Origin of the sequence: Phytobacter palmae (assembly GCF_039409775.1) — a bacterium.
In the GTDB taxonomy this organism is placed as follows: domain Bacteria; phylum Pseudomonadota; class Gammaproteobacteria; order Enterobacterales; family Enterobacteriaceae; genus Phytobacter; species Phytobacter palmae.
This window is the reverse complement of the sequence record NZ_JBCIVJ010000022.1, coordinates 34,344-51,887: the sequence shown is the minus strand read 5'-3', so window position 1 is coordinate 51,887 and position 17,544 is coordinate 34,344. Positions and strand designations below refer to the sequence as shown.

The window sequence follows — 17,544 nt, the reverse complement described above, 5'->3', positions numbered from 1 at the left end:
TTATTCTGAGCAGTAACAGCTTCGATAGCATGATTGGGCGCATCTAAATGAACGCTACGGTCGACACTGGGGGTAGCAGTGGCTGTAGCGTGAGGAATAGCCTGATGAGTACCATCCAGATGCGTAGCGGGTGCAATCTGGTGAGTCGGGTTGCCTGCCGGGTTTGACTCTTTCGTGATCCCAGGAGTCATTGACCATGCATTGTTAGGATTATCAAGGTGTTGACTACGATCAATGGATGGCGTAGCAGTTGCTGATGGAGCATTCATGCGAGCCTCAGCACGACGATCATCAATTTCTTTCTGAATATCCGCTTTAGTTGCAGCTTCCATTTCAGATTCATGTTGCTGTACAGCAGCACGCTGATCGGCATAAGCCTGAGCACGACGCTGAGAGGCATTATTAAGATCATGCTCTTCTACCGAACCCGCTACACCAGCGCCTTTCTGATATGCCGATGAATTGTAATGCGCCTGTGCCTGCGAGACCTCAGCCTCAGCGATAGCAACATTTCTATTAGCCTGATCAATAGTCATTGCATGAGCAGTAGATATTGAAGAAAAAATGATTAAAGAAAGAATTGTACGTTTCATTTAAATACCTAATCTATGAGTTTCAAATTAAATAGAGGGGTAATGACCAGCCCACCCTAAATATTTTCCAGGGTTAACTTGCAATGGTTTTATTAAGCAATCAGTCTTTTTTCACATCGATAATTAACACTGTTTCTATAATAGATATAAGGTTAGCTTTGCGTGCGATCGTTCACAAATGAAAATATTTCATAGAGAAATTGCTTTTAAGTTAATCAATATCATTTTATTTATAAATGTTTATATTTTTCATGTGGTTATAAGAATTTTAGTTCAGGTTTCATTCGAAATGCCAGTATTTCAGAAAAACACTACTTGCTTGATTTTCCTGGATTATCCAGGAGCTCAACAAAATGTGCTACTTATCAAAACTGTGTACAAAGCAGACTTAATTTTCTTCATGAAATTGATGCAACGGGCGTGGTATGCGGGGTTACGCATGCTGTGAAGTGTTTTGTCATGCTTAGAGCAGAAAAGAGGCATTGGTGGGAGCGTTACGACAAATCTTATGCTTAATCTCCTTCTTCATTCACCAGAATTCACATGGCAAATTTCTATATAGTTACTGTATTTCAAAACCCTCCGTCAGAGCAGGCCGAATCAAATTATCAGCATCATTAATTAAATCTTCTGACCTGCCTCCGCTATTCGAGACAACTGTCAGTGAGTAATAACTGTTGTTGCCTGATTTTCCATTTCACCACCGTGCCGCACACTATGATGGCGCCTGATAATTCAGTGCTGAATATGACAGACACTCGTTATAATCCAGCCGCCAGGCATACTTCGCGAAAGCGACCGTTAAAACTTTAAATCAATCGTTCTGCACTGGCGTGCCCGGCTGGATTAGACGCAGCTCCACGCCAGGCGCGCCCGGCCAGACTGATGCCATTAACATAGCAATGTCTGACTGATGGCGTTCACATCATCTGTTGATAAGCGGCATCTTTGCCGTCAGGAATGGACTGGCTGTTAATGGCTTCCTGTCCCGACCCTGAATATTCAGGATGTAGTTCTTTAGACCGACAACGCTTGCCAGGACAATCCGGCTATGGCTACATCCAAAACGTTGCATGATAAGCGTGACTGTCCGAATTGTGGCGACTCGCTCACAATCCAGACAGCTTTACCAGTCAGTATCAGAAATAACGAACGAAAGGCTCGGTATCCGGCGTGCTAATAGTCGTGGAGGCTTTTAGTTGCGGAGTGCCAAGGTATAAGAAACCTACTACCTTATCCTGCACGCGGCAGTCCAGTGCGTCGCGCACAACCGGACTGTCAGTCAATGGACCGGTGCGCCAGATCCCATTGAAGCCCTGAGCCAGGGCCGCCATCTGCATCGCCATCACGGCGCAGCCTGCCGAGAGCAGTTGCTCCCACTGCGGCACTTTCGGGCTCTCTTCACATTTCGCCACCACGGCGATAATCATCGGCGCACGCGATGGCGATGTGCGTGCTTTTTCTACCGCTTTTTCGTCCAGCCCGGCGCTGCGAGCGCCCTGCTCAAGCACCCTGCCAAAGCGGGAAAGGCCCTCACCTTCAATAATGAAAAATTGCCACGGCTGTAGCGTGCCGTGGTCCGGCGCACGCATCCCCGCGCGAATAATATTGTCCAGTTGTTCGCCTGTCGGTGCCGGTTCAGCCAACCGGGAAGCGCTACGGCGGTTGACGAGCAGTTCAAGTGCATCCATTAGTTAAACTCCTGTATTGAAATTTGTTCCTAAAATTAACACGTGCGTAGATTTTGTTACAGCGCCGGCAGCGATTCCTGCTGACAACAGGAGCCAGGCTAATTAGGATAACCACACTTGCCGCGCAGGGCAGTGGCAAACGTTACTAACCAGGGAGAATACATGCGAACCCTTTGGCGTTTTATTGCCGTTTTTTTTAAGTGGACATGGCGATTGCTGAATTTCATCCGCAATCTGGTGCTCAATTTGTTCTTTATTTTATTGGTACTGGTCGGCGTTGGCCTGTGGATGCAGTTTAGCGACAGCAAAGCAGAACATGCCAGCCGGGGTGCGTTATTGATGGATATTACCGGCGTGGTCGTGGATAAACCCTCCGCCAGCAACCGACTCGGCGCGCTGGGCCGCCAGTTCTTTGGCGCAAGCTCCGACCGCCTGCAGGAAAACTCGCTTTTCGATATCGTCGACACCATTCGTCAGGCGCAATCAGACCGGAATATCACCGGGATCGTGCTGGATTTGAAAAACTTTGCCGGGGCTGACCAGCCTTCTATGCAGTATATCGGTAAAGCACTGCGCGAGTTCCGCGACAGCGGTAAGCCGGTCTATGCAGTAGGTGATAACTACAGCCAGGGGCAGTATTACCTCGCAAGCTTTGCCAATAAGATTTGGCTCTCGCCGCAAGGGGTGGTAGATCTGCATGGCTTCGCGACCAACGGCTTGTATTACAAATCCCTCCTCGACAAGCTGAAAGTCAGCACCCATGTGTTCCGCGTAGGTACTTATAAATCCGCCGTTGAACCTTTCATCCGCGACGATATGTCTCCGGCCGCGCGCGATGCGGATAGCCGCTGGGTGGGCGAACTCTGGCAGAATTATCTCAACACCATTGCCGCAAACCGTCAGGTTACCGCGCAACAGATATTCCCTGGTGCGCAAGGCGTACTGGACGGGCTGCGTAAGGTCGATGGCGATACGGCGAAATACGCGCTGGATAACAAACTGGTGGATGAGCTGGGCTCAAGCGCCGATGCGGAAAAAGCACTTACCAAACAGTTTGGCTGGGATGACAAAGAGAAAAATTTCCGCGCCATCAGCTATTACGATTATCAGCTGAAAAAACCGAGCGATATTGGCGACGCCGTAGCCGTGGTCTTTGCGAACGGCGCGATCATGGATGGTGATGAAACCCCGGGGAACGTGGGTGGCGATACCACCGCTTCGCAGATCCGCGATGCGCGTCTTGATCCTAAAGTGAAAGCCATTGTTCTGCGCGTTAACAGTCCCGGCGGCAGCGTAAGCGCCTCGGAAGTGATTCGCTCTGAACTGGCCGCCGCCCGCGCGGCAGGCAAACCAGTCGTGGTATCCATGGGCGGTATGGCGGCATCCGGCGGTTACTGGATCTCAACGCCAGCGAACTACATCGTGGCGAATGCCAGCACACTGACCGGGTCGATTGGTATTTTCGGCGTCATCAATACGCTGGAGAACAGTCTGGACAGTATTGGCGTGCATACCGACGGCGTGGCAACGTCGCCGCTGGCGGATGTCAGCATGACCAAAGCACTGCCTCCGGAAGTTCAGCAGATGATGCAACTCAGCATCGAGAACGGCTACAAGCGCTTTATTACGCTGGTTGCACAGTCGCGTAACAGCACGCCGGAGCAGATTGATAAAATCGCACAAGGTCACGTCTGGACCGGTCAGGACGCAAAAGCCAACGGGCTGGTCGACGGGCTGGGTGATTTCGACGATGCGCTGAGCAAAGCGGCTGAGCTGGCGAAACTCAAACAGTGGCATGTGGACTGGTATCAGGATGAACCGTCATTTTTCGATCGCGTCATGGACAGCATGTCAGGTTCCGTACGCGCGATGTTGCCGCAGGCATTACAGGCTTATCTACCCGCGCCGCTGGCTAATGCGGCGGTTCAGGTCAAAGCTGAAACAGATAAACTGGCAGCGTTTAACGATCCACAAAATCGTTACGCATTTTGCCTGACCTGCGCCAACATTCGCTAACGAACTGGACGTTTTGTATTCAGGCGGAGATCAGCATCACGCTGGCTCCGCCTTTTCTTTGCGCTTTCGCTGCATCATTCATTCACTGCGTATATACTCCCCCCACTCTGTGACAACACATTTTCTATCATGCAAAAGAAATCGATTTATGTTGCCTACACTGGCGGTACCATTGGTATGCAACGTTCCGAACATGGCTATGTCCCCGTCTCAGGACATCTGCAACGTCAACTGGCGTTAATGCCTGAATTCCATCGCCCGGAAATGCCTGACTTCACCATCCACGAATATGATCCGTTGATGGACTCCTCCGATATGACGCCTGAAGACTGGCAGCATATCGCTGACGATATCAAAGCCCATTACAACGATTACGATGGTTTTGTCATCCTGCACGGCACCGACACCATGGCATACACCGCCTCTGCACTGTCGTTTATGCTGGAAAACCTGAGTAAACCGGTTATCGTGACTGGCTCACAAATTCCGCTGGCTGAGCTTCGTTCCGACGGGCAGATCAACTTGCTCAATTCGCTGTACGTAGCGGCTAACTTCCCGATTAACGAAGTGACGTTGTTTTTTAACAACCGCCTCTATCGCGGTAACCGCACAACTAAAGCGCATGCTGACGGTTTTGACGCCTTTGCCTCGCCGAATCTGTCGCCGCTACTGGAAGCGGGAATTCATATTCGTCGCCTCAATACGCCGCCCGCGCCGCACGGTAACGGTGAGCTGGTTGTCCACCCGATCACCCCGCAGCCGATCGGTGTAGTGACGATTTATCCTGGCATCTCGGCAGACGTGGTAAGAAATTTCCTGCGCCAGCCCGTAAAAGCGCTGATCCTGCGCTCATACGGTGTTGGCAATGCGCCACAAAACGGTGAGTTTCTCAAAGAGTTAGAGGAAGCCAGTGCACGCGGCATTGTCGTGGTTAACCTGACGCAGTGTATGTCGGGCAAGGTCAATATGGGTGGTTACGCCACCGGTAATGCACTGGCACACGCAGGCGTGATTGGCGGTGCGGATATGACGGTAGAGGCTACGCTGACTAAACTGCATTATCTGTTGAGCCAGGATCTGGACGCCGCGGCGATTCGCAGCGCCATGACGCAGAACCTGCGCGGCGAGCTAACCGCTGACGAATAAGGAAAACCCGATGAAACAACGCGCTTTGCTGCTGGTCGACCTGCAAAATGATTTCTGTGCAGGTGGTGCCCTGGCTGTGGCGGAAGGCGACAGTACGGTAGATGTGGCGAATATGCTGATTGACTGGTGCCAGGCGCGCGGTGGGCCGGTGCTGGCGACGCAGGACTGGCATCCGGCTAACCACGGCAGTTTCGCCAGTCAGCATCAGGTTGAGCCCTTTTCGCAAGGTGTGCTTGATGGCCTGGCGCAAACCTTCTGGCCGGATCATTGCGTACAGCATAGTGAAGGGGCGGCATTGCATCCCCTGTTGAAAACCTCAGCAATCGATGCCGTGTTTCACAAAGGGCAAAATCCGGCTATCGATAGCTACAGCGCTTTTTTTGATAACGGGCATCGGCAGAAAACCGAACTCGATGACTGGTTGCGTCAGCATGACATTGCTGAGCTAACCATCATGGGGCTCGCCACCGATTATTGCGTGAAATTTACCGTGCTGGATGCGCTGAAACTCGGCTATCGCGTCAACGTCATTACTGATGGCTGTCGCGGAGTGAATATCAGTGCGCAGGACAGCGCCCACGCTTTTATGGAAATGGCTGCCGCAGGCGCAACACTCTATACGCTGGCTGACTGGCAGGAAACGCAGCGGTAATGCTTTTCCAGCTTTTCGACTTAACCCCGGCTATCGTGCGAACAATCGTGGCCGGGGGCTTGCGAATCACTGCACTTACTGAACTTTCAGCGTCGCAATCGACTTCGGCGCAATACCAAAGTCTTCTTTCAGTTGCTGCTTGCTCTTCATCACCATCTGACCCTGCGTATCAATGGTCATGTGTTGCGCGTCGGTGTTATGGCGTGCCTGCCATAACATGACCAGTTGCAGACTGTTCTCTTTTTGTTCCGCCGTCAGGGCAACACCGTCGGGCCACTTGCCCAGTTCAACAGCGGTAACCAGACGCTGGTAGATGTCCGGTGTCATGCTGTTAATGACTTGTTCGAAATCCATGCTAAATTAACTCCAGTGGAATAATAGCTGAATCGATTCCTCAGCCCTGAGTCCGATCACCGTTTTCATCGTCGGTAAAACTCAAAGAGGCGGAATTCACGCAGTAACGTTCACCGGTCGGTTGTGGGCCATCAGGGAAAACATGTCCCAGATGCGCGTCACAATTACCGCAACGAATTTCAACGCGCTGCATGCCGTGTGAGTAATCGTTTAAATAACGAATGGACTCTTCGCTTACCGGCTCGAAAAAACTCGGCCAGCCGCACCCTGAATCATATTTGGTCTGCGAATGAAACAGAGGAGCGTCGCATACCAGACAGTGATAAACGCCTTCACGCTTGTTGTGTAAAAGACGGCCTGTAAAAGGCGGTTCGGTACCGTGATCCTGTGTCACGTAGAACTGCATCTCTGTCAGATTTTTTTTCAGGTCATCCTGGGATGATTTCGTCGTCATATGCTCACATCTCGCGGTAAGAATTCGTACAACCTCACTTCGATTCTAACAAAACATTAACAATGAAGTGATAACTTTTGATCTAAACTTACTTGCTGCGAATTCCCGGGCGGTTAATTGTGATCACTCTCACATTTTTATCCTGCATGACCTTTAAAATTCGGGGCGGCGTCCCCATAAGGGGAGCATGCTCATAGGAAGAGTGAGACGAGTCAGTCGAGCAAAGGTTATGCGGAGGATTGATTTGTCGCAATGATTGACACGATTCCGCTTGACGCTGCGTAAGGTTTTTGTAATTTTACAGCCAACCTTTTATTCACTAACAAATAGCTGGTGGAATATATGACTATCAAAGTAGGTATCAACGGTTTTGGCCGTATCGGTCGCATTGTTTTCCGTGCTGCTCAGGAACGTTCTGACATCGAAATCGTTGGTATCAACGATCTGTTAGACGCAGAATACATGGCTTACATGCTGAAATATGACTCTACTCACGGCCGTTTCAACGGTACCGTAGAAGTCAAAGACGGCCATCTGGTTGTTAACGGCAAAACCATCCGTGTTACTGCTGAAAAAGATCCGGCTAACCTGAAATGGAACGAAATCGGTGTTGACGTTGTAGCAGAAGCTACCGGTATCTTCCTGACCGACGAAACCGCTCGTAAACACATCACCGCGGGTGCGAAAAAAGTTGTTCTGACTGGTCCTTCCAAAGACAACACCCCGATGTTCGTTCGTGGCGCTAACTTCGAAACTTATGCTGGCCAGGACATCGTTTCTAACGCATCCTGCACCACCAACTGCCTGGCACCGCTGGCAAAAGTTATCAACGACAACTTCGGCATCATCGAAGGTCTGATGACTACTGTTCACGCAACTACCGCTACTCAGAAAACCGTTGATGGCCCGTCTCATAAAGACTGGCGCGGCGGCCGTGGCGCAGCACAGAACATCATCCCGTCCTCTACCGGTGCAGCTAAAGCTGTAGGTAAAGTACTGCCAGAACTGAATGGCAAACTGACTGGTATGGCGTTCCGCGTTCCGACTCCGAACGTATCTGTTGTTGACCTGACCGTTCGTCTGGAAAAAGCAGCGTCCTACGAAGAAATCAAGAAAGCAATCAAAGCGGCTTCTGAAGGCGCAATGAAAGGCGTTCTGGGTTACACCGAAGATGACGTTGTATCTACCGATTTCAACGGCGAAGTTTGCACTTCCGTGTTCGATGCTAAAGCTGGTATCGCACTGAACGACAACTTCGTGAAACTGGTATCCTGGTACGACAACGAAACCGGCTACTCTAACAAAGTTCTGGACCTGATCGCTCACATCTCCAAATAAGTTGGGATGAGTAATTGATCTATAAAGGCGACTTCGGTCGCCTTTTTTTATGTTTCGCGTCATCCTGAAAGTTGCTTCCTCACTGGCGCTGCTCACGGATACTGGCCACAGAAACTTCTGTGCTCCCGGCTCAAGACAGGCTTGCCGTCCTGATGCAGCTTTCATGATTTTGTGTTTCGCTAAACGAAGGATTGCACCATGATAAACAAAATTTTTGCTCTCCCGGTTGTTGAACAAATTACCTCCGCCCTCTCTCGCCGCCTGATGGACGAACTGGAGGTTATCGTTATCGATCATCCACAAGTGAAAGCCTCTTTTGCTTTACAGGGGGCACATCTGCTCTCCTGGAAACCCCAGGGTGAAGACGAAGCGCTGTGGCTGAGCGGCAATACTCCGTTCAAAAACGGCGTGGCGCTGCGCGGCGGCGTACCGATCTGCTGGCCATGGTTTGGTCCCGCAGCACAGCAGGGTCTGCCTGCTCACGGTTTCGCCCGTAACCTGCCATGGACACTGAAAGCGCATAATGAAGACGACAATGGCGTTGTGCTGACATTTGAGCTGCACAGCAGCGAAGCATCCCGTAAATACTGGCCGCATGATTTCACGCTGTTCGCTCGCTATAAATTGGGTAAAACGTGTGAAATTGAACTGGAAGCGCACGGAGATTTCGAAACCACCTCAGCACTGCATACCTATTTCAACGTTGGCGATATCCATGCGGTGAAAGTCAGCGGCCTGGGCGATCGTTTTATTGATAAAGTGAACAACGCGCAAGAAGATGCATTAACTGATGGTGTACAGACGTTCCCGGATCGTACCGATCGCGTCTATCTGAACCCGGAAGCCTGCAGCGTGATTCATGACAGTGCACTGAACCGCACCATTGAAGTGATCCACCACCATCATACTAACGTTGTCGCATGGAACCCGGGTCCGGCACTCTCCGCCAGCATGACCGATATGCCGGATGATGGTTATAAAACATTTGTCTGTGTAGAGTCTGCCTGCGCGACCGCACCGCAAAAAACGACTGAAGAAAAACCGTCCCGTCTGGCGCAGACGATTCGCGTGGTTAAACGCTGATGGTGATAGCCCGGGTAAGTAGCGTGCCCGGGCTACCGAATTTTCATCGTTACACGATTTGTAACCCGGGCAACGTGCGGCGTGTTACACCACATCCAGGGGTGTTTTACGGCCTGGAGCCGGAAATGCATTATTCAGACGCATCAGATCCTCTGCGCTCAGGGTGATGTTCAACGCAGCGGCATTTTCCTGCGCATGCGCCACAGTGGCTGCCTTTGGAATAGCCATCACCCCCTTGTGACTGATAACCCATGCCAGCAAAATTTGCGCCGCCGTCGCATTATGGGCATGCGCAATATCGGTCACCGCGCTGTTATTCAGTAACCCATCCCGCAGGCGCCCGGCCTGCGCCAGCGGGCAGTAAGCCATCACCGGCATCTGTTGTTGCTGGCACCAGGGCAGCAGATCATATTCGATACCACGCGAGCCCAGATGATAGAGCACCTGATCGGTCGCACAGGCTTTGCCCCCCTGCACCTGCCAGAGTTCCTGCATATCGGCATAATCAAGATTCGATACTCCCCAGCGGCGAATTTTGCCCTGCGCCATGAGAGTTTCCATCACCTCCACCGTTTCGGCCAGCGAGAAATTTCCGCGCCAGTGCAGCAGATAAAGATCCAGATAATCGGTTTTCAGACGGCGCAAACTCGCTTCACAGGCCGCAATGGCTTTTTCACCACCTGCATTCCACGGATACACTTTCGAAACCAGATAGATTTTGTCGCGCAATCCCCCCTGGAGTGCCGCACCAACGACCTCTTCCGCCCCACCGTCTGCGTACATTTCCGCCGTATCGATGAGCCTGAGACCTGCATCAATGCCCGCCCGTAGTGCATCCACCTCTTTACTGCGCTTACGGTCATTCTCACCCATATACCAGGTGCCCTGACCAATAGCAGGCAGCGTCACTTCGCCCGCGAAGACTACATTTTTCTCAGCCATATCATCCTCCTGCGTCAAATGCACCACCATAAAGCAAAACAGGGCCAATGGCCCTGTTTTGATGCACGGATTGCACTATAAAAAAGCACAATTAAAAACGATACGTTACCCCTGTGGATAACAATCCAGACCAGGATTTATCCACCATCGGACTGTCTTTGATTTCATCAGACAGATGGGTGAAGCGCCCGGTGCCGTAAACGCTCCAGTTATCTGTCAGACGATAGCTGGCGGTAAGTTCAAGGTAAGGACTCCAGCCATTGTCCGGATCGTAACTATTAAGGCCGCTGCGACGTGATTCCGCGCGAGATACACCATAATAGTACTCGTTTTGATTGTCGCTGTTCCATTCAACACCGATACCCGGCGTCAGCGTCAGTCCACCATTGGTATAGCGATACAGCCAGGCCAGATCCCATGTCACACCATTACTGTTATCGAGCACATCACCTGCCAGAGACGTGCGCAGAAAACCATATTCGGTGTTATGAATATAAGAAAGCCCCGCCACTGCGGTTGACTTACGTTTATTCAACTGACGCAGTTGATTATTGTCACTGTCACCCGGCTTAAAGTGCCATGGCGAATAGGCGGCAAAGATGGAGAGTTGATCGGCCTGATCATTCCACAGGTAATAGCCACCGCCTAAACCACGAAACCAGAAGTCATCGCTTTCATAGGTGATAACCGGAATCGGATAGGTTTTATTGTCGTACTGTTTATACGGAGACTCTACCACGCCCACGCCTGCACCCAGGGAGAAGTTGCTTTCGGCACTGGCAGTAAATGTAGAAGAAGCGATCAGCACGCCCAGTGCCAGGAGTTTGAGTTTCATCACAGTCCATTAATTCCTGTAGTCAATAATCGGCGGAGTGAAGTTTAACCGTCCAGGACAGTCATCCCAAATTTTTTTACTTAATCATTACAAAACTAAACCCTATAGCCTGTGGTCTGTATATGACAGGGGGCTTACTGTTTTATGAAGCCGCTGTGATTTGATAGTGGAAGGCTTATCACAAAAGAAAGCATTTATGGATGAGTTATTGATATGTCATTGAAATTAGTTTCAGGCGGCATGCAAGTTTTGCAAATGCCATCTACGCTTAAATTAAGAAGATGATTTAACGAACCCGCATTTTGTTAATGACATGCAACCTGGCATGAGGGTTGCTGTATGACTCTTAGCGTCGTTCAGTTAACGCTTCCGGGAGCCTCTACTATTCATATGAACGGCTCTTTACCTGTGCTAAAAAACGAAAGGACGGCATGCCATGAATATATTCGATCACTACCGCCAGCGCTATGAAGCTGCCAAGGACGAAGAGTTCACACTGCAGGAATTTCTTACCATCTGTCGGCAAGACCGCAGTGCCTACGCTAACGCGGCAGAAAGGCTACTGATGGCCATTGGTGAGCCAGTGATGGTGGATACTGCCCAGGAGCCACGGCTTTCCCGTCTCTTTTCGAACCGGGTTATTGGACGTTACCCGGCCTTTGAAGAGTTCTATGGCATGGAAGAAGCAATCGAGCAAATTGTCTCTTATCTCAAACACGCCGCCCAGGGCCTGGAAGAGAAGAAACAGATCCTTTATTTGCTCGGCCCGGTCGGTGGCGGTAAGTCTTCGCTCGCCGAACGTCTGAAATCATTAATGCAGCGGGTACCGATCTACGTACTAAGCGCTAATGGCGAACGTAGCCCGGTAAACGACCATCCGCTGTGCCTGTTTAATCCGCAGGAAGACGCGCAGATTCTGGAAAAGGAATACAACGTTCCGCGTCGCTACCTCGGCACCATCATGTCGCCATGGGCGGCTAAACGCCTGCATGATTTCGGCGGTGACATTACGAAATTCCGCGTGGTCAAAGTCTGGCCATCCGTACTTGAACAAATCGCCATCGCTAAAACAGAACCTGGCGATGAGAACAACCAGGACATCTCTGCACTGGTAGGTAAAGTGGATATCCGTAAACTGGAAAACCACGCCCAGAACGATCCTGATGCTTATGGCTATTCCGGCGCACTGTGCCGTGCTAACCAGGGCATTATGGAATTCGTTGAGATGTTCAAAGCGCCCATTAAAGTACTGCACCCGCTGCTAACCGCCACACAGGAGGGTAACTACAACGGGACCGAGGGGATTTCTGCCCTGCCCTTTAATGGCATCATTCTTGCGCACTCAAACGAATCAGAGTGGGTTACGTTCCGTAATAACAAAAACAATGAGGCGTTCCTTGACCGCGTCTATATCGTCAAAGTGCCTTATTGCTTGCGGATCTCCGAAGAGATCAAAATTTACGAAAAACTGCTTAACCACAGTGAGCTGACCAGCGCACCCTGTGCTCCAGGTACGCTGGAAACGCTGGCCCGCTTCTCGATTTTGTCGCGCCTGAAAGAGCCGGAAAACTCCAGCATCTACTCAAAAATGCGTGTCTACGATGGTGAAAGCCTGAAAGATACGGACCCGAAAGCGAAGTCCTACCAGGAGTACCGTGATTACGCCGGGGTGGATGAAGGGATGAACGGTCTGTCGACACGTTTTGCGTTCAAGATCCTCTCCCGCGTGTTTAACTTCGACCATGCGGAAGTGGCGGCGAACCCGGTTCATCTGTTTTACGTACTGGAACAGCAGATTGAGCGCGAACAGTTCCCACAAGAACAGGCGGAGCGCTACCTGGAGTTCCTCAAAGGCTACCTGATCCCGAAATACGCCGAATTTATTGGCAAAGAGATCCAGACTGCTTACCTGGAATCCTACTCTGAATATGGACAGAACATTTTCGATCGTTATGTCACCTACGCAGATTTCTGGATTCAGGATCAGGAGTACCGCGATCCGGATACCGGTCAGCTGTTTGACCGTGAATCACTGAATGCAGAACTGGAAAAAATTGAAAAACCGGCCGGGATCAGTAACCCGAAAGATTTCCGTAACGAGATAGTCAACTTCGTGCTGCGTGCCCGTGCTAACAATAGTGGCCGTAACCCGAACTGGACCAGCTACGAAAAACTGCGCACGGTTATCGAGAAAAAAATGTTCTCGAATACCGAAGAGTTACTGCCTGTTATTTCGTTTAACGCCAAAACCTCAACCGACGAGCAGAAAAAACACGATGACTTTGTCGATCGTATGATGGAGAAAGGATATACCCGCAAACAGGTTCGCCTGCTGTGCGAATGGTATCTGCGTGTACGTAAATCATCATAATGCCAAAATGGCCCGGCAGCGCAGCGCTGACCGGGCCTGAACAATCTGTGCGTATTCTCGTTTTTCGTGGCGCAGGAAAGTGGCAAGCGAGCGACTCCCGGCAGGCTGACGTGGGTCAGTGCATCGGGTGAATGAAAGCAGTCAAAACCTGCGGCGCAAAGTACGAAGAATAGAGTTGGCAAATGCAGTACGGGAGGGACTTATGACCTGGTTCATAGACCGGCGTCTTAACGGTAAAAACAAGAGCACGGTTAACCGCCAGCGATTTTTACGCCGTTATAAAGCGCAAATAAAACAGTCGATCTCCGAGGCCATCAATAAACGCTCGGTCACCGACGTGGAGAATGGCGAATCCGTCTCCATCCCGAACGAGGACATCAGCGAACCGATGTTTCATCAGGGTCGCGGCGGCCTGCGCCATCGCGTGCATCCGGGTAACGATCATTTTGTGCAAAACGACCGCATCGAACGCCCTCAGGGTGGCGGTGGCGGTGGTGGCAGCGGTCAGGGCGAAGCCAGCGCTGACGGCGAAGGCCAGGATGAATTTGTTTTCCAGATTTCGAAAGATGAGTACCTCGATCTTCTGTTCGAGGATTTGGCGCTGCCAAATCTGAAAAAGAACCAACAGCGTCAGCTTAATGAATTTAAGACCCACCGTGCCGGTTACACGGCGAACGGTGTTCCCGCCAATATCAGTGTCGTGCGTTCACTACAGAACTCACTGGCACGTCGTACCGCGATGACAGCAGGCAAACGTCGTCAGCTTCGTGAACTGGAAAGCAGTCTGGACATTGTCGAGAGAAGCGAACCGGCCCAGTTGCTTGAAGAAGAGCGTCTGCGCAAGGAAATTGCCGAACTGCGGGCGAAAATCGAACGTGTGCCCTTTATCGACACCTTCGATTTACGCTATAAAAATTATGAAAAACGCCCGGAGCCATCAAGCCAGGCGGTGATGTTCTGTCTGATGGACGTATCCGGTTCAATGGACCAGGCGACAAAAGATATGGCTAAACGCTTTTATATCCTGCTCTATCTGTTTCTGAGCAGAACCTATAAAAACGTAGAGGTCGTCTATATTCGTCATCACACTCAGGCGAAAGAGGTCGATGAACATGAATTTTTCTATTCGCAGGAGACTGGCGGTACGATTGTTTCCAGTGCGCTGAAACTGATGGATGAAGTGGTCAAAGAGCGTTATGACCCGGCACAGTGGAATATTTATGCGGCTCAGGCATCGGATGGCGATAACTGGGCCGATGACTCGCCGTTATGCCACGAAATTCTGGCGAAGAAAATTCTGCCAGTGGTGCGTTATTACAGCTATATCGAGATAACACGCCGCGCGCACCAGACATTATGGCGCGAATATGAACATCTGCAGACCATGTTTGATAACTTCGCCATTCAGCATATCCGCGATCAGGAAGATATCTACCCGGTATTCCGCGAGCTTTTTCATAAGCAGAATGCCACATCAGGCAGTTAGCAATATTGAAAGCCAGCGCCCCGCGCTGGCTTTTTTCTCCTCGCCGCAAACGGGCAAATTACGGTACAAAAATGCAGCTATTCGCCCTCTTACATCGCGGCGAATATGGCATATTACTCACCAGACAAACTCGATTCTTACTTCGTTCCTTGCGAGCGTCGTTTTTTTAACAGTACACATAAAGCGTTACAGTCGTGCTTGTACTTCAGGCCGCCTTATACAGGCGGCCTTTTTTATTTTCATCTCTGCGTGGCTGGACTATTCTTGGCGGGTGCTTATCACCGTTAAGGAGGAACGATGTCCGAAATTGCCAGTCGAAATATCCACCACTATCTGCTTGAAATACTGGAGCAGCACCAGGCGCGTTATCGTCTGGTTGAACACGAAGCCTCCGGCAAATGTGAGGCAGTGAGCGAGATTCGTGGTACTGCGCTCGGTCAGGGGGCTAAAGCACTGGTATGTAAAATCAAAGGCAACGGCGTGAAGATGCATGTGCTGGCGATCCTTGCGGCCGATCAGCAGGCTGATTTGTCCCGGCTTGCGCAATACTTTGGCGGGAATAAGGCGTCGCTGGCGAGTCCGGTAGAGGTGGATGATTTGACAGCCTGCGTCTTCGGCGCTATTCCGCCGTTCAGTTTTCATCCATCGTTAAAATTAGTGGCAGATCCCCTTCTTTTTGACCGCTACGAAGAGATTGCCTTCAACGCAGGGCTACTTGAAAAGTCTGTCATTCTCAACACACAGGATTACTTACGTATCGCGCGTCCTGAGCTGGTTGAGTTCCGTCGCGAGAATTAACTGCCATGCGGGCTTCCTGCCCGTATGCTCAGGGCCAGCCCGCTTTTTCCAGCGCAAGAACGGAAACCACCAGCACCACCATAATGGCGAGAAATGACGATGCAATGATAACGCCATCTGTCAGCATAAAATCGTTCATGTGTAACCTGCCTTTTTATGCCCGGTTTCCTTATTCATAATGTTACCGGGTGACAATTCGATGACAGTTTTGGGTTATTCAGATGAATTTCCCGGCGCTGAAACGATTCCTGCCGTTTGCTTATCAACACGTTAAAAAGATAAGGTAAAAAAATCGTTTTTCATTGTCTGATCAATAAATTGTTACCGGTATCACGAAAAGCAGTTTCCGTAATTCCAATGACAAATCTCGCAATTGTTATAAATACGATATTACAACACCCTTATTCTGTAGCGCCCCCTGAAATAACCTTACAAACCCAGGTGAATACAATGAATTTAACGATCACCCGTAAAGAGAAAATCAGTTATGGACTCGGTGATATGGCCAGTCATGTTGGGCTGGATAATGTCATTATATTTCTGACATTTTATTACACCGATGTTGTTGGTTTACCCGCCGCGTTTGTTGGCACAATGTTTTTATTGGCCCGTACCGCTGATGCCATTATTGATCCGGCGATGGGTTACCTTGCTGACCGTACAAATTCACGCTGGGGGAAATTCCGCCCATGGATGTTGTGGCTGGCATTACCTTTTGGGGTCAGTTGCCTGCTAACCTATGCCGTACCTGAATCTTTAACACTAACCGGTAAAATGGTGTTCGCGACGATCACCTATACCTTTATGATGTTGATGTATACCGCGATCAATATTCCTTATTGTTCAATGGGCGCGGTCATTACCCCTAATAACGAAGATCGTATTTCGCTACAGTCGTATCGTTTCTTTTTAGCCACCCTTGGCGGTGCAATGTCGACATTTTTTATGATGCCGCTGGCGCAATATCTCGGCGGTGAGGATAAATTATCCGGCTATCGCTGGGCGATGGCGATAATGGCCAGCACCGCCGTTATCATGTTCTGGATCTGCTTTGCCAATACGCGTGAGAGAATTAAAGCACCTGCCACCCATAACAATTACCTCAGCGAATTACGCGACTTGTTACGAAACGATCAGTGGCGCGTTGTCTCTGTGCTGGTGATTACCAATATTGGCTTTGGGGTTATTCGCCTTGGCGCAATGATGTATTTCGTCACCTATTATTTGGGCAGCGCCAGCTATTTTATGTGGATGCTTGGCGCACATATTCTGGGTAAAGCCGCTGGTAGCGCGCTGGCAAAACGTCTGACCCGCAATTTCAGCAAAGTACAAATGTTCGGTTACTGTGCCGTGCTTGCCGGAGTACTGAGTATTGCCCTCTTCTTCGCGCCAAAATCGATCTACGTTCTGGTGCCGCTGACCTTCGTGGTATCGACTCTCTACCAGGCCACTACCACGCTAATGTGGGTCATGATGGCAGACGTCGCCGACTATGGTGAATGGCTGCAGGGTAAACGCATGGATGGCGTGATTTTCTCAACCTTCCTTGCAGTCCTGAAACTCGGCATGGCCATCAGCGGCGCCATTGTCGGCTGGACGCTGGGGCTGAGCGGCTATGTCGCCAACGCCCCACAGCAGACGTCGCTTGCCATGTACTGCATTGTTGCCCTCTTTACTGTCGTACCGGGGCTTCTGTCACTGGCCGCCTTCGCCACCCTGCGCTGGTACAAGCTCGATGATAACACGATGAAATCAATCAACCTTGCCCGTCACAGTCTCTCGTAA

Annotated in this window: 16 protein-coding genes and 1 pseudogene; 9 read left to right on the top strand and 8 right to left on the bottom strand. The window is 50.5% G+C overall.

Features of this window, described 5'->3' with window-relative positions; all coding sequences use genetic code 11:
• From AAIG39_RS21285 to AAIG39_RS21275, 3 genes and pseudogenes are all read right to left on the bottom strand, one after another.
• Positions 1–593, bottom strand: a 593-nt coding sequence (locus AAIG39_RS21285; RefSeq protein ID WP_425503339.1) for a hypothetical protein, incomplete at its 3' end; no start/stop codon positions are given.
• A gap of 715 nt (positions 594–1,308) precedes the next feature.
• A pseudogene (locus AAIG39_RS21280) lies at positions 1,309–1,473 on the bottom strand (integrase core domain-containing protein); the annotation flags it as partial.
• 259 nt (positions 1,474–1,732) lie between these two features.
• A complete protein-coding gene (locus AAIG39_RS21275; RefSeq protein ID WP_090086459.1) occupies positions 1,733–2,284 on the bottom strand; it encodes an NAD(P)H nitroreductase in 552 nt (183 codons plus the stop codon).
• 162 nt (positions 2,285–2,446) lie between these two features.
• On the opposite strand from AAIG39_RS21275, the gene sppA reads away from it, so the two are divergent.
• The 3 genes from sppA to pncA all read left to right on the top strand — a co-directional run bounded on the left by sppA (position 2,447) and on the right by pncA (position 6,098).
• The gene (gene sppA, locus AAIG39_RS21270; RefSeq protein ID WP_090086457.1) at positions 2,447–4,300 is read left to right on the top strand and encodes a signal peptide peptidase SppA; all 1,854 of its coding nucleotides are present in this window, start codon (positions 2,447–2,449) and stop codon (positions 4,298–4,300) included.
• 129 nt (positions 4,301–4,429) lie between these two features.
• Positions 4,430–5,446: an asparaginase gene (gene ansA, locus AAIG39_RS21265; protein WP_090086455.1), complete on the top strand. Its 1,017-nt coding sequence runs from the start codon at positions 4,430–4,432 to the stop codon at positions 5,444–5,446.
• A gap of 10 nt (positions 5,447–5,456) precedes the next feature.
• Positions 5,457–6,098, top strand: a complete 642-nt coding sequence (gene pncA, locus AAIG39_RS21260) for a bifunctional nicotinamidase/pyrazinamidase (protein WP_343194662.1) — start codon at positions 5,457–5,459, stop codon at positions 6,096–6,098.
• Between the two features lie 75 nt (positions 6,099–6,173).
• Here the strand turns inward: pncA and AAIG39_RS21255 are convergent, their stop codons facing one another.
• Complete coding sequence (locus AAIG39_RS21255; RefSeq protein ID WP_090086451.1) at positions 6,174–6,452, bottom strand: YeaC family protein; 279 nt, start codon at positions 6,450–6,452, stop codon at positions 6,174–6,176.
• Positions 6,453–6,492: 40 nt separating this feature from the next.
• A complete protein-coding gene (gene msrB / locus AAIG39_RS21250) occupies positions 6,493–6,906 on the bottom strand; it encodes a peptide-methionine (R)-S-oxide reductase MsrB (protein ID WP_090086449.1) in 414 nt (137 codons plus the stop codon).
• A 342-nt stretch (positions 6,907–7,248) separates the two neighbouring features.
• Here msrB and gapA point away from each other — a divergent pair, with 342 nt between their 5' ends.
• Complete coding sequence (gapA, locus tag AAIG39_RS21245; protein ID WP_047369922.1) at positions 7,249–8,244, top strand: glyceraldehyde-3-phosphate dehydrogenase; 996 nt, start codon at positions 7,249–7,251, stop codon at positions 8,242–8,244.
• A gap of 198 nt (positions 8,245–8,442) precedes the next feature.
• On the top strand, positions 8,443–9,327 hold the full coding sequence (locus AAIG39_RS21240) for a D-hexose-6-phosphate mutarotase (protein ID WP_090086447.1): 885 nt from the start codon (positions 8,443–8,445) through the stop codon (positions 9,325–9,327).
• Between the two features lie 84 nt (positions 9,328–9,411).
• Here AAIG39_RS21240 and AAIG39_RS21235 read toward each other — a convergent pair whose 3' ends face one another.
• Both AAIG39_RS21235 and AAIG39_RS21230 read right to left on the bottom strand, forming a co-directional pair.
• Positions 9,412–10,269: an aldo/keto reductase gene (locus AAIG39_RS21235; protein WP_343194661.1), complete on the bottom strand. Its 858-nt coding sequence runs from the start codon at positions 10,267–10,269 to the stop codon at positions 9,412–9,414.
• Between the two features lie 91 nt (positions 10,270–10,360).
• Positions 10,361–11,107, bottom strand: coding sequence for a MipA/OmpV family protein (locus AAIG39_RS21230; RefSeq protein WP_090086444.1), 747 nt, complete (start codon positions 11,105–11,107; stop codon positions 10,361–10,363).
• A gap of 433 nt (positions 11,108–11,540) precedes the next feature.
• Between AAIG39_RS21230 and yeaG the strand changes: the two genes are divergently transcribed.
• From yeaG to AAIG39_RS21215, 3 genes are all read left to right on the top strand, one after another.
• Complete coding sequence (gene yeaG, locus AAIG39_RS21225; protein ID WP_085006506.1) at positions 11,541–13,475, top strand: protein kinase YeaG; 1,935 nt, start codon at positions 11,541–11,543, stop codon at positions 13,473–13,475.
• Between the two features lie 202 nt (positions 13,476–13,677).
• Entirely contained in the window at positions 13,678–14,961 is a 1,284-nt protein-coding gene (locus AAIG39_RS21220) for a YeaH/YhbH family protein (protein ID WP_090086443.1), read from the top strand.
• 297 nt (positions 14,962–15,258) lie between these two features.
• A complete protein-coding gene (locus AAIG39_RS21215; RefSeq protein WP_090086441.1) occupies positions 15,259–15,759 on the top strand; it encodes a YbaK/prolyl-tRNA synthetase associated domain-containing protein in 501 nt (166 codons plus the stop codon).
• A gap of 28 nt (positions 15,760–15,787) precedes the next feature.
• Here the strand turns inward: AAIG39_RS21215 and yoaI are convergent, their stop codons facing one another.
• Positions 15,788–15,898, bottom strand: coding sequence for a small membrane protein YoaI (yoaI, locus tag AAIG39_RS21210; RefSeq protein ID WP_283776198.1), 111 nt, complete (start codon positions 15,896–15,898; stop codon positions 15,788–15,790).
• A 311-nt stretch (positions 15,899–16,209) separates the two neighbouring features.
• On the opposite strand from yoaI, the gene AAIG39_RS21205 reads away from it, so the two are divergent.
• Positions 16,210–17,544 (top strand): glycoside-pentoside-hexuronide (GPH):cation symporter, encoded by a 1,335-nt coding sequence (locus AAIG39_RS21205; RefSeq protein ID WP_343194660.1) that lies wholly within the window; start codon positions 16,210–16,212, stop codon positions 17,542–17,544.